This is a genomic window from Enterococcus sp. AZ141, assembly GCF_051714385.1.
In the GTDB taxonomy this organism is placed as follows: Bacteria; Bacillota; Bacilli; order Lactobacillales; family Enterococcaceae; genus Enterococcus_D; species Enterococcus_D entomosocium.
In genome coordinates this window covers 2,844,319-2,856,383 of record NZ_JBIORT010000001.1, presented here as the reverse complement: position 1 = coordinate 2,856,383, position 12,065 = coordinate 2,844,319, and the positions used below count along the sequence as shown (strand labels likewise).

Here is a 12,065-nt window from a genome sequence, read left to right as displayed (position 1 = left end):
TAAAGAAAACCTTTCAAGGAGTAAACCAATGCGAAAAAAAATATCTTCCTTGCGGCTTAGTATATTCTCACGCGGGCTCATTCTCTTTGCTTTCTTTTTCTTGATTCAACAATTTTGGGAAATGGTTGTTTCTGACTTTGCACTTTTGCCTTCGCTGGCATTCATCCAAATTCTCTTGATGATCCTTTCAACCTTTCTCATTAGCAAGTTTGTTAAAAAACGCTCGTGGCGGCAAGTGCTTTTTGGCAGCTACCTATTCATCATCGGCTCGCTATTTTCTTTCTGGCTAGCAAATAATCCATTGGAGCTGCAAGCAGTCATTCTTTATATGATAGGCGCTTTTTTTGGCGGCATTCTTTGGGAATATTTGGCCCAGCGCTTGGCAACAGATCTTCTGGCCAAAGAACATGAACCTCGTTAACAGAGGTTTTTTTCTTTTTCTGATAGAAAAGGCAAACATTCTTCGTATATAGTGTGAAGGGGTGAAAAAGGTGCAGGATGAAGAAATCATTGAACGAATCAAAAAGAAAGACTATGCCGGCTTAGAAGAACTGTTAGCTGTTTATGGTGATAGCATGCTGAGGACGATTCATAGTGTCCTCTCCCAACCGCATGAAGTGAGCGAGCGCCAAGATGTAGCGAACGAAGTTTTTTACGAGGTTTGGCAAAAGATTGCTGCGTATCAACCTGACAGAAGCCGCTTGATTACTTGGCTGCTTTTGATCAGTCGTAGTCGTGCGATTGACCACAAGCGAAAGTTGAACAAGCGCTCATTGGAAGAAAAACCTGTTGATGAGCAGGAACTAGCTATTGAAGAATCACCTTTAACAAAGGAAAACTTTTTGGGCTTTATTGAAGACCTTGAAGCCCTTGATCAAAGGATCTTTCTGCTCTACTATTTTTATCAGGAATCACCCGAAACCATCGCAGAGCAGACGGACTTAAATGTCTCAGCAATCTACAATCGTCTTTCCCGTGGCCGCAAACGCTTAAAAGAAAGGATGACTATCGATGGATTTTAAACAGTTAGTCTTAAATGAAAATAAATCACTGATAAAAGTAACTGAACAAGAAAAAGCAACAACCTTCGAGCTGTCCAAACAATATGTTTTCTTGCAAGATCTATTAGAGGAGCTTCGGACGCTTTTAGCAAAAGACGAAACGATTCTTGGCTATCTGCCTTTGACGCCAGATGGAAACCTCGCCTTCGCCAACCAAGGGCTTGGCGCCTATGCGTATGCAACAACTGAGAAAGCAAAAGCATACCGTGACATCTTTCATGATACCCGCGGCAATCGTTTGTTGGTTTTCACAGAAACCCGAATGCTTTTTCTGGTCATCATCGACTATTTAGAAAGTAACACCTATTTCAGTTACCCCTATGAGAACATCAAGGCGTTCACCATCAAGCCAAGAAAGCTGATGAAGCACGAATCACCAGAGGATAAAGAACAATTCCATTGGGGCTATTTCGACTTTCAAGCGGGGACGCACATTTTCTCAGAAGTGCTGACGAAAAAAGACTACGAATTATTTACGTCCTATCATGAATCGATCCCTGCACTCAAGAAAATTCCAATTCAAAACAAAATTTACAGAGCAGCCAAATATCAGTATTTCTTGAGTAATTGGCATTTCAGTTTTCGCTTGATGACCATTTTCAACCTGCTCTTCCTGCTGCTGTTTGTATTACTGATTCTCGGATTTTTCTTACACTTTGGTCCACTGAAAGGATTTTATTATAAGGATCTATTGGATATAGGTATGATCATTTCCCTTTTGTATAGTAAGAATATCTTGCCATAAAAAAAGACTGCCGTTCCTTCCTAATCATTTCTTTGATATCAATTGAATAAAGCACCAGATTTTCTACGGAAGAGCACCTCTTGCAGGATTCAAGTGAAAACGAATGCTGCAAGAGGTGCTTTCTTGTCTCGGACTATTGGGACATTCCTAACCGCCCGTTTTTTCATTTCCTTTTGAAATTCTCAGATTTCTTGTGAACTTTTCAGAAGACTCCACTCATAATTTCATACATGCCTAATGAGATTATTTTTTCATTCACGCTTGCTTTTTAGGAAGAAACGTTATGATGATTTTACTTGCTAGGAGGTGTGAAAAATCGAACTTATCGGACATTTGGTCTTTTGGATCCCGTTTTGTCTTTTTCTAGTGATTGGATCGTTTTTCATACAATGGCGGAAACGTTTCGTTTCAACCCTTATTGCAGCGATCCCGTTTCTCTTTTTTATGGTAAAAATATTCAATTATCGGCACTATGAGCCAGATTCTATTTTCATCATCTATTTGGTCGGACTCTTCTTGTCATCGATCTTACTGATTGTTGCTGTCCGTCGGCTTTCAAAAAAAGCCTAAACCTAGGGTTACTAGAAAACAAAGACATTGCTTAAATGAAACCCAGCCTAACTTTAAGGTTCATTTAAGGTTCACGGACTATAGTCAATACGGACATAATAATTTAGAGCCTGTGCTAGCGGAAACTAGCGCAGGCTTGTTTGTTTATTTATAGAAAATAGGACAAATCGCTAGCAGGTGTGGGGTAGGCAAAAATCATTTGTGCCAGTGCTTCTTTCGATAGCTGATTTTCCAACACAAAAACGAAGTGGTTGATCAACTCATCCGCCAGTGCAGAAAAAATCGTGACAGCAACGATGGTATCAGATGTGTCATAAACCAATTTGATTTTTGCCTCTTGATCATTGATTCGTCGATAGGTGTACCAAGAAGAAAGATCCATCACCTCGCTATGATATTCTGAGGCATGATCGGCAATCTCTTGCTCACTGATCCCGATTCTTGCCAGTTTTTCCGCACCAAAAACTAGTGTAGGGATCAGCGGATAACGGATAGGCATTTTCTGGTCATCTATATGCTCGACAAGATAGGCGACTTCAAAGCTGGCAACAGGGGTCAGTTTGGGCTGCTTTTTCGCGAGCACATCCCCGATGGCATAGATGTGTCTTTGACTAGTCTGTAAAAACTCATTTACTACGATCCCTTGTTTTGACGTTTCTACCCCTGCCTTTTCCAGTTGCAGCTGATCGCTATTGGGTCTGCGTCCCGTGGCACCAATCACTGCTTCTACTGTGAGAGACACTGCTTGTGTCTGAATCGTATAGTGGTTTTGTTCTTTCGTGATTCGCTGTGTATTCTGATTAAAGTGAAACGAAACGCCTTGGTCCTGCATTGAGCGAACCATTTCTGTGGTTAATTCTGCATCAAATCCTTTTAGCGGCTGGTCATTATGATGGATCACATGAACTTCAGCACCTGCTGCTTGAGCGATCATTGCCAATTCGAAGGTAATATACCCAGCACCTATGAAAGCAATCGTTGCTGGCATCTTTTCAAAGGAAAGAAAATCAGTACTGCTTTGTAGATGCTCCTTGCCGACGATTGGTAGTACGGCTGGACGCTGTCCTGTCGCAATGATTATTTTTTCTGCTTGAATCTCTTCTGCACCCACGACGACCGTATGGGCATCACGAAAAGTGGCTTGTCCGTAGTAAGTAGTGATCCCTTCTGCCAGTAACCCTTGTTTGGTTGACTCCGGCACACGATCAGTATACGAGCGCTTAAACGCCATCAGTGCCGGCCAATCAATGGCTACCTGCCCTTGAACGCCATTGCCTTGCATACGTTTCGCCTCTGTTTTGACTTCTACGCCTCGCATCAGTAGTTTTTTCGGTTCGCACCCGCGATTGGGGCACGTGCCACCCCATAAATCAGCTTCGACGATCGCCACTGTCTTTCCTTTGGCTTTTAACCCGTAGGCAGCAGCCGTACCAGCTGGACCCGCTCCGATAATCAGTACATCCACCTTTTTCATCTGTCTCCTCCTTCTCTTAAAAAATCCTGCTCTTTCTCTTCCCTTCAAGTATAGCGAATCACGGTCAGCCCACAAAACAATTCGCCTTTAACGGCTCCAGCGAATGATCACAATCATCCCTTAAAATTGCGTTTGATATGGTATACTTTTCTTGTCAGTTTAACGACAAAGGAGAATGAATGACTGTGAGTTTTAAACGTTTTTTTCAGCTCTTTCTTTTTTATTTTCTCTCGATTCTGGTGGCCTATGGCCTGATTGCGTTTCTAGCAGTAGATAACTTTTGGCTAGTCGTCTGTTTGATGACGATTGTCGGCTACCTCACCTTGGGTATCCCACTAACCTTATTGAGTTTAAAGAAGAAAAAATAAGACAACACACAAAGACACCAGCAACTTCTCTAAGAAGCTGGTGTCTTTCCACCTTGATGCGATTATCCTAATACGATCTGGGCATCTGCCAATGCTTTTTCCACTACTTCCATCACCAGCTTGCTATGTGCAAGGCGTTCCTTGACAAAGGCATGATCATTTTCGTGAATGGCTTGTGCAAAACGGGCAAATTCTTCAAACATACGATGTCCGTGAACGCTTTGATCCTGATGGCTTTTTGCCCCATTGACCGATTCAACGTCATAGCTGGCAAGCATATTCGTCGGTCCATTGACGATGATCGATCCTTTCGTCCCTTGGATCGTTGAGCGAATCGTCGCTGTCGAATCTTTGGCGCCAATACAAACGACTTTTGTTTGTTCATAGTCTAAAAACAGCATGCCAGAAGTATCGATCCCCTCTTCGACATTAGCAAAATAGCGGACACTTTTAGGTTTTCCTAAAAGCCCGACCACAAAATGAATATTATAGATATTGATATCCATCAATGCCCCACCACCCATTTTTGGGTTAAATGCAGGTAAAACGATTCCCTCTTTGAATGAATCATAACGAGAAGAATATTGCGAATAGTTGCATTCAATCACTTTCAGCTCTCCCAATGTTTCAAGCTGCGCTTTTATTCCTTGGTAGTTGGCTAAGTACTGATTCGTGATGGCTTCCATCAAAAGCACCCCATGGGCAGCAGCCAATTCTGTTAATTCTACTAATTCTCGTGTCTGCAACGTAAATGGCTTTTCACAAATGACGTGTTTGCCAGCGAGGATCGCTTCTTTGGCAAAGGAATAATGCAAATGATTGGGCAATGCGACATACACGGTGTCAACGGAGGGATCCGCCAAACATGCCCCTAACTCTGTATAGACGGTTTGAATCCCGTATTGCTGTTTTAAGTGATTCATTTTCTCTAAATCATTTTCTGTCCCAAAAATAGCGGACAGTTCAAGCTGCGGGACATCCCCTGCCACCGTCAAAAAATCATGGACGATCATGCCTGCCCCTAAAATCGCTAAGTTCATCTTGCTTCCCCTTTTCTATCTTCTTAGATCATTTGTTTCAATACCTCGGTGATCACTTTATGATCCTCTAAATGGGCCAAACCTGACACACAGATAGCACCAGTGACTTCTCTATCTTCGATAATTGGAAAACCACCACCACAAACTGCATAATGTTCGTCTTGTGCCCATTTAGCAAATTGTATATCTCTATCTTTTTGCGCATAGACGTATAGTGAACTATGCCCGCTTTCTAGTACCGTTCGTTCTTTTCTTTCAAGCCAAGGGCTTTCTTTTCGCCCTGCCATTAAAAATCGAATGATCGGCAAGCCATGATGAACAACTTTGATCCCTACAGGCTTTGGGTAGTTCCTTTTAACGTACTGATCAATGGCAATTACCAATCGCAATGCGAGGTCATTGTCAAAATGATCAAACTGCAGCTGCTGTTCTTCTTGCAGGATTTCTGAAGATTCGATTCGTATCTACTCCTTTACGTTGAGTCAGTTGATGCCTTCAGGCGCTTTGTTTGTCAAAAGCCTCGTAATCACTCTGCCTTATGACTCAGTGATCATTTGATTGATGCCTGTTTCTAGCATTTCGATTTGTAAAATCGTTTCTTCGTCTTTCACGATTTTCTCTTTGCCATGGATGATCGTTTCATAGACGCCCTCGTACACACGGCTATAATCACCAATTTCAGAGATGACTTTTTCTTCATGGTAGTCACCGTTAGCATCCATATAAGTTAGTGTGCCATAGTGCTCTGGCAAATCAATCCCAAAATCGGCATGATCTGGGAGATAAAACTGTTTTAGATGCTCTTCTTGTCGATCCTTCGTTTGTTTTACAAAAACGCCGTTTTCGCCATAAACGACAAAACTAGGCCGCTCTTTTAATCGGAAGTAACTAGATTTGACAGAGATTTTCATTCGACCATAAAACAGATCCAAATCGAAGTAATCATTCATGCGATTTTTTCCAAGCAATTGCCGAACCTCATAATGGACATCGTCTGGTTGCCCAAAATAGGAGATCACTTGGTCCAGTGTATGACAAGCGTGTCCGTACAAGTAGCTAGTATTCAATGAAAATTCGGTCACTGACCGTGGAATCTCTGGACGAAAATAATCATAATGCATCTCTACTTCTAAGAGATCTCCGAGCACGCCGCTTTCGATCACTTTTTGCGTAGTCAAAAAATCGGAATCAAAGCGGCGATTTTGATAGCATTGCACAAATAAGCCTTTCTCTTGCGCCAGTGCGAACAATTCCTTTGCTTGTGCCGAAGTTTCCGTAAAAGGTTTTTCGATCAAGACATTTTTCCCATGGAGCAAGACATCCTTGCCTAATTCATAATGCAAATGACTGGGGGTCGTGACCACAACTAATTGAATTTCAGGATCACGGTAGATATCCTCTAAGTCAGAGGTGTAATGAACGCCTTCTAGTGTTGGCCAGGTCAGCTTGCCGCTTGGTGAATAGATCGTCTTTACTTTGATCTTATCCTGCAGCTTGGTTGAAAAAGGCAGATGGTAGCGATTGGTGCTTTTTCCGTTTCCGAGATATGCGATAGTTAACATTGTGACGCCTCCTATGAATTGATAGCTTGATTATTGCTGATATCCTTCGAAATGAGAAGTCTTTTGCCAAAAACAGGTTCTTTTGACCAGACTTTTTCGCAAACTGCTGAGTGGTTCTGAACATTTTTACCAAATTGCCAAAAAGGCGCAGTTTTTGCTTTTGGTTTTCTTTGTCCTAGGCTATGATTAGAAAGAGGTGGTTTGATGTTATTAGGAGATAAATTACGGCTTCAAGAAGGATTGACCAATACGGAGAAACGGATTGCCGATTATATTTTGCAAAATATCAATGATGTGCCTTCGTTGACGATTGAAGTCATCGCCAAGCATACGTACACATCCCACTCTTCCGTCATTCGTCTAGCCAAAAAGATGGGTTATGAAGGATTTAAAAGTTTTCGCTTAGGTCTGGCTGAAATTGCCCATAATCAGATGTTCAATCCAACCTTTGTTGACGCGAATTTTCCCTTTTCGCCCAAGGATCAAACACCTGATATTTTGAAAAAAATGGCCGATCTAACGATCAACTCGATCCACAAAACTCATGCTCAGGTTGCCCCAGAAACGATGGAAGCAGTGGTGCAATCGTTGGAAGCTGCGCAGCGGATTTTCTTATTTGCTCGCGGTGATTCTCAGATCCGGGCAAGAAGTTTTCAAAATAAGTTGGTCAAAATCAATAAGTATCTGATCATTGCGGATGAATATGGGGATGATGCGTGGAATGCATCGAACGTCACGCAAAATGATTGTGCCGTGTTTATTACCTATCGTGGGAAAAATACACAATACGAAAAAATCATGCAACACTTTCGTGATGTTGGGGTACCAGTGATCGTAATCTCTGGCAACGCCCATGCGAAAATCATCCCATTAGCGACCCATGCGATCATCGCTTCTCATGATGAACGTGATTTTCTCAAAGTCGGTACCTTTTCTTCACAGGTCGCCTTTGAGTATATTTTAGATTCACTGTTTGCATTGATGTATGCCAAAGAATATCAAAAAAATATTGTCGAGTTAAGAAAAAAACAATCTGTTTTGGAATCAGGGATTCTCTCAGAATACCCGTCAACTGAAGAAAAGAGGGAAATGAAATGATCAATTGGGGAATTATTGGTGCCGGAAATATCGCCAATCGCTTTGCTGCAAGTTTAGAAAATTTTCAAGACGCCCAGCTTTATGGGGTTGCTTGTCGTACGATGGAAAAAGCGCAAGCGTTTCAAGCAAAATTTCCGTGTGATGCCGTCTTTGATGACTACCAAAACCTATTAGATGATCCAACTATCGATGTCGTTTATATTGCTTTGCCACATTTGTATCATTATGAATGGATCATCAAAGCCTTTCAAGCGAAAAAAGCTGTTTTATGTGAAAAACCAGCAACCTTGACTGCACAAGAAATGCGCGATGTACAAAAACAAGCTCAAGCACACGAAGTCTTCTTTATGGAAGCTATGAAGCCACGCTTCACCCCAGCGTATCGCAAACTAAAAGAACTTGTGGATGGTGGTCATATCGGTGAGCTAACAAGTGTCACGACTACTTTTCGCCGCCATTTACCAGTCGAAGGCAGTTCTTACCATTATCTGCCAAAACAAGGGGGTGCTTTACTGGATATGGGGATCTATAACTTAGCCTTTATCCAAGATTTTTCACCAGAAAATTTAACTGCCGAAATGATCGATTACAGCCTTTATGAAACTGGGGTTGATACCTATGTTGAAGCACGCTTTGTCAGTGAAGACTTTGTTGCAGTGATTGAGACTGGATTTGACCAAACAAAAGAGACGGTGGCGGAATTACAAGGAACAAAAGGGAAAATCACGATCCCCAACTTCCATCGCCCCGCTTCTTTTACCGTGACGATTGACCAAGAAGACACGGTCTATGATATTGGGTACGAGATCGATGATTTCCATTCAGAGATTCAAGCAGTTCACACCGCTCTTGCACAAGGACAACTCGAAAATTCCCTGATGTCCTTAACGGATAGTATTGCCTGTATCGCTTTAGCAGATGAACTAAGAAGCTTGCTAGATGCGGAAAAAAAAGACAATTAAGATCATGACCCATCGTTTTTGAATAGAACTGACCAGTGGCTACCACTCGGTCAGTTTTTTGTATCAAAAATTGAGCGCTTTCTTTGACGGTATCGAAATGGTTATATTATATTTATTGAGTATATTTTTATACAAATAGAAAAAGAAAGGAAAACGCCCATGACACCAGAAATTATTACTTATCTTATTTGTTTATTGACCTTCGCTTATCTAGCTGTGACGATTTTTACTTTTGTAAAAAATCGCCGGACAGGTGACGGTTATCGCCTCCGAATTTTTTACGTGCTGGCAGCAGCCCTCGTCTTTTTGCTTTCCGTTTATGCAATCGCTACCGGTCAAACCTATGACGACTTGGTTACATCGATAAATGATCTTTTTCAATAAAACACCGTTGGCACGAAGCCCTGCGGATCTCTTCGTTTTTGAACCTCTGGTTGAGGGAAGGATCAAAACGGAAACGAGCCAATGAAAGACTGCTCTTCGATGGCTTTTTCATCAGGACCTTCTATACCGAATCAATGTCTTTCAACAAATGATGTCTGACTTTTTATGGAGGTGTGCATGCTCATTCAGCTTAAAGAAGCGAAGCTTTCCGATTTACTTTCTATCTACTTGATACAAAAAGCTGCCTTCAAATCTCTCTTTCTCCGTTATCAAGATGGAGAAACTTCTCCCTATTTACAAAGTTTTGAGAAGCTAAACGCAAAGTTTTCTGCGTCGAATACCACTTATTATTTAATCATGACCGCTCAGAAAACCGTGGGCTTCCTAAAACTGACGGTTGAGCAGGAGCATACGACGAAGCTATCTTCCATCGCCCTTCTTCCCTCCTACGAGAACCGCGGGATCGGTAGACAAGCAATGACCTTGATTGAAAGGAACGTACAAACAGATACGATACATTTGAATACGATCCTGCAAGAACCCAAGCTGGTTCACTTTTATCATTCTTTGGGGTATTCCCAAACAGGCAGGTTTCAAAGCACCTCTTCAGCAATCTGCTTTGTCTCCTTTACGAAAAAAATTGCTGCGAAATAAAAAAGCCATCTCGCCTTTCATCGGCAGAGATGGTTTTTTCTATCAATTGCCATCCTTTACAGCAATCATTTTTATTGGTCCTGCAAGGTGTCATCGGTTTTTTTACGCAATCGCGGAATCTCTTTCACATTCATTAAATCTAAAAAGAAGGTGAACAATGGGATCCCGATGATCAAGCCCCACAAGCCAAAGAGATGTTCGCTAAGATACAGGAGAATAAACGTGTAAAACATCGGGATCTCTGTTTTATTGGCCATCAAGCGGGGATTTAAGATATAGGATTCCAACGCATGAACAAACACTATGATCAATAGAATGTAGATCACGTCATTAAATCCGCCGATAGAATACGCAATAAACGTCAATGGAATACACGAGATGATCACACCAGCAACAGGAATCAAGCTGAGAAAGAAAATCATCAACGCCAAACTCAACAGCTGCGGAAAGCCCATCACCGCTAAGGCGAAGACAGTGATTGCTGTATTAACTAAGGCGATCACCAACTGCGTCTCAATCACATTTCCGAAAGCACGCGTAAACTTAGCTCCTAAATAGTAAACATCTTCAAAGAACCACGCCCCTCGCCCTTGCAAAAATAGCCGAGAAAACGCAACGGTCTTTTTGTTATCGATCATAAAGAAGAAACTAAGCAGAAATGAGATCAGCACCGTCAATGCCAACTCACCGAAATTATACAGATAATTGATCACGACTAGAACGCCGCTTTGTAATTTCTGAATATATTCACTGGTTTGCAATAAATTCAAGACATATTCGATCAATTCATTATTGGAGTCTGTCCGTTGGTAGAAATCAGCAACGGAATTGACTAATTGGACGGATTGTTTGATGATGATTGGTACATAATTTGTTGCTACTAAATAAAGAATAAAAACAATCAAGCTGTAAGTCAGGATGCTCGTAAGCTTAATGGGCAGATGACTTTTTCGATGGAGCAAAAGAACCAGCCGATAAATCAAATACGTAAAGATAAAGGTCAGCAAAAGAATGGTCATCATACTGCGAAACAAAAAAAGAATGCCCGCAAGCATAAACAGGACCGTCCAGCGCCGCAACACAAGATTTTGAAGAAAAGCATTATAGTATTTCATCTGTAACTCCTTTATTCGTTGCAATGGAGCAACGAAGCATTTCAGTAGTGCCTAAGAATTATCTAATCATTAAACTATGCAAATAGCAAGAGATTTTATTTTTCTTAATCGAGCGAAAAAATGAAACAAAAAATCCTTAGAAGAATCGTTGGCTTTCTTCTAAGGAAAAGAGTTATTGGTAAACGGTCTTTCCTTCGTTTACGGATAAAACCGAGTTGATGGACAATAAAAAGAAGCTGGCAGCCAACAGATCAGCACTGCCGCCTGGAGACACATTTTCTGACTGGCAGAAGGCTGCTAGTGCATGAAATGCTGGGTTCGGCAACGCTTGCTGATTGGCTTTTTGTGCGAGTTGCTGAACCAGTGCCAGTACCTCTTGATTGCTGCGGTATAAAATACACGTATCGTCCAGTGTAGCGATGATCGCCAACAGCATGTGGAGCCTTTTTTCAGTCTCATTGGAACAATCCCGAGAAAAATAATCCGCTAGAGCGATTTGAACATGGGGGAACCCAGCAGCAGCTTCCCCATACGCACCGAGATGTCCATATTTGGCTTGAACAGTTTTGCCATGACTTTCCGTTTGTTGAGTCAGCGCACGATCAGGAAATGCAGTGAGAAGCTGGATGTCAGAAAAGACTTCTGGCAAAAAAATCCGCTGTTTGCGACTAAGTTGGCTACTGACGGCGCTGATGAGCAAGCCTAATGCCCAAATGGCTCCTTTATGAGTGTTGATGCCACCAGTGGCTGCCAACATCGCCTGTTCTGCCTTCCGACCGATTGCAGCGATTGCTTCCCGCAACTCTTGAGACATGCTGCTTCCCCAAGACACCAAGGCCATTTCTTCAAAGTATGGCGTCAATGCTCGAGCTGATCGCAGAAAGAGTGCTTGATCCATATCGTGATGGGCACCTGAATCAATGGCATCCACTAACCCAGGTTTTGGGGACAATGTCACTTCTGCAATCAAGGCTTCTTCTACCAATTGGGCGAGTCGTCGACAATTTTCTTCTACAGCAAATGCAAACATCC

The 12,065-nt window shown here is 42.0% G+C and carries 15 protein-coding genes; 9 read left to right on the top strand and 6 right to left on the bottom strand.

The window, feature by feature from the left end:
* The first annotated feature begins 28 nt into the window (after positions 1 to 28).
* The 4 genes from IGI89_RS13175 (at position 29) to IGI89_RS13160 (ending at position 2,282) form a co-directional block, all read left to right on the top strand.
* Complete coding sequence (locus IGI89_RS13175; protein ID WP_005235919.1) at positions 29 to 421, top strand: hypothetical protein; 393 nt, start codon at positions 29 to 31, stop codon at positions 419 to 421.
* Between the two features lie 61 nt (positions 422 to 482).
* Positions 483 to 1,022: a sigma-70 family RNA polymerase sigma factor gene (locus IGI89_RS13170; RefSeq protein WP_005235917.1), complete on the top strand. Its 540-nt coding sequence runs from the start codon at positions 483 to 485 to the stop codon at positions 1,020 to 1,022.
* Positions 1,012 to 1,806: a hypothetical protein gene (locus tag IGI89_RS13165; protein ID WP_005235915.1), complete on the top strand. Its 795-nt coding sequence runs from the start codon at positions 1,012 to 1,014 to the stop codon at positions 1,804 to 1,806. The genes IGI89_RS13170 and IGI89_RS13165 overlap by 11 nt, the downstream gene beginning before the upstream one ends.
* Positions 1,807 to 2,114: 308 nt before the next feature.
* Positions 2,115 to 2,282 carry a hypothetical protein gene (locus tag IGI89_RS13160; protein WP_005235914.1) on the top strand — a complete coding sequence of 56 codons (168 nt, stop codon included), beginning with the start codon at positions 2,115 to 2,117 and terminating at the stop codon, positions 2,280 to 2,282.
* 242 nt (positions 2,283 to 2,524) lie between these two features.
* On the opposite strand, the gene IGI89_RS13155 is transcribed toward IGI89_RS13160, so the two are convergent.
* Entirely contained in the window at positions 2,525 to 3,850 is a 1,326-nt protein-coding gene (locus IGI89_RS13155) for a dihydrolipoyl dehydrogenase family protein (protein WP_438735729.1), read from the bottom strand.
* Positions 3,851 to 4,029: 179 nt separating this feature from the next.
* Here IGI89_RS13155 and IGI89_RS13150 point away from each other — a divergent pair, with 179 nt between their 5' ends.
* A complete protein-coding gene (locus IGI89_RS13150; protein ID WP_005226063.1) occupies positions 4,030 to 4,218 on the top strand; it encodes a hypothetical protein in 189 nt (62 codons plus the stop codon).
* Between the two features lie 62 nt (positions 4,219 to 4,280).
* Here the strand turns inward: IGI89_RS13150 and IGI89_RS13145 are convergent, their stop codons facing one another.
* The 3 genes from IGI89_RS13145 to IGI89_RS13135 all read right to left on the bottom strand — a co-directional run bounded on the left by IGI89_RS13145 (position 4,281) and on the right by IGI89_RS13135 (position 6,820).
* Positions 4,281 to 5,258, bottom strand: a complete 978-nt coding sequence (locus tag IGI89_RS13145) for a Gfo/Idh/MocA family protein (RefSeq protein WP_438735728.1) — start codon at positions 5,256 to 5,258, stop codon at positions 4,281 to 4,283.
* Positions 5,259 to 5,281: 23 nt separating this feature from the next.
* Positions 5,282 to 5,680, bottom strand: a complete 399-nt coding sequence (locus IGI89_RS13140) for a heme-binding protein (RefSeq protein ID WP_429969990.1) — start codon at positions 5,678 to 5,680, stop codon at positions 5,282 to 5,284.
* A 114-nt stretch (positions 5,681 to 5,794) separates the two neighbouring features.
* Entirely contained in the window at positions 5,795 to 6,820 is a 1,026-nt protein-coding gene (locus IGI89_RS13135) for a Gfo/Idh/MocA family oxidoreductase (RefSeq protein ID WP_430600970.1), read from the bottom strand.
* Positions 6,821 to 7,024: 204 nt separating this feature from the next.
* On the opposite strand from IGI89_RS13135, the gene IGI89_RS13130 reads away from it, so the two are divergent.
* From IGI89_RS13130 to IGI89_RS13115, 4 genes are all read left to right on the top strand, one after another.
* Positions 7,025 to 7,918, top strand: coding sequence for a MurR/RpiR family transcriptional regulator (locus IGI89_RS13130; RefSeq protein WP_196044528.1), 894 nt, complete (start codon positions 7,025 to 7,027; stop codon positions 7,916 to 7,918).
* Positions 7,915 to 8,880 (top strand): Gfo/Idh/MocA family protein, encoded by a 966-nt coding sequence (locus tag IGI89_RS13125; RefSeq protein WP_087664130.1) that lies wholly within the window; start codon positions 7,915 to 7,917, stop codon positions 8,878 to 8,880. The genes IGI89_RS13130 and IGI89_RS13125 overlap by 4 nt, the downstream gene beginning before the upstream one ends.
* A 159-nt stretch (positions 8,881 to 9,039) precedes the next feature.
* Positions 9,040 to 9,264, top strand: coding sequence for a hypothetical protein (locus tag IGI89_RS13120; RefSeq protein ID WP_005235901.1), 225 nt, complete (start codon positions 9,040 to 9,042; stop codon positions 9,262 to 9,264).
* Between the two features lie 177 nt (positions 9,265 to 9,441).
* A complete protein-coding gene (locus IGI89_RS13115; RefSeq protein WP_008379975.1) occupies positions 9,442 to 9,918 on the top strand; it encodes a GNAT family N-acetyltransferase in 477 nt (158 codons plus the stop codon).
* Positions 9,919 to 9,989: 71 nt separating this feature from the next.
* Here the strand turns inward: IGI89_RS13115 and IGI89_RS13110 are convergent, their stop codons facing one another.
* Both IGI89_RS13110 and IGI89_RS13105 read right to left on the bottom strand, forming a co-directional pair.
* Positions 9,990 to 11,033 (bottom strand): AI-2E family transporter, encoded by a 1,044-nt coding sequence (locus IGI89_RS13110; RefSeq protein ID WP_008379977.1) that lies wholly within the window; start codon positions 11,031 to 11,033, stop codon positions 9,990 to 9,992.
* A 172-nt stretch (positions 11,034 to 11,205) separates the two neighbouring features.
* The gene (locus IGI89_RS13105) at positions 11,206 to 12,063 is read right to left on the bottom strand and encodes a triphosphoribosyl-dephospho-CoA synthase (RefSeq protein ID WP_438735727.1); all 858 of its coding nucleotides are present in this window, start codon (positions 12,061 to 12,063) and stop codon (positions 11,206 to 11,208) included.
* Positions 12,064 to 12,065: the final 2 nt, after the last annotated feature.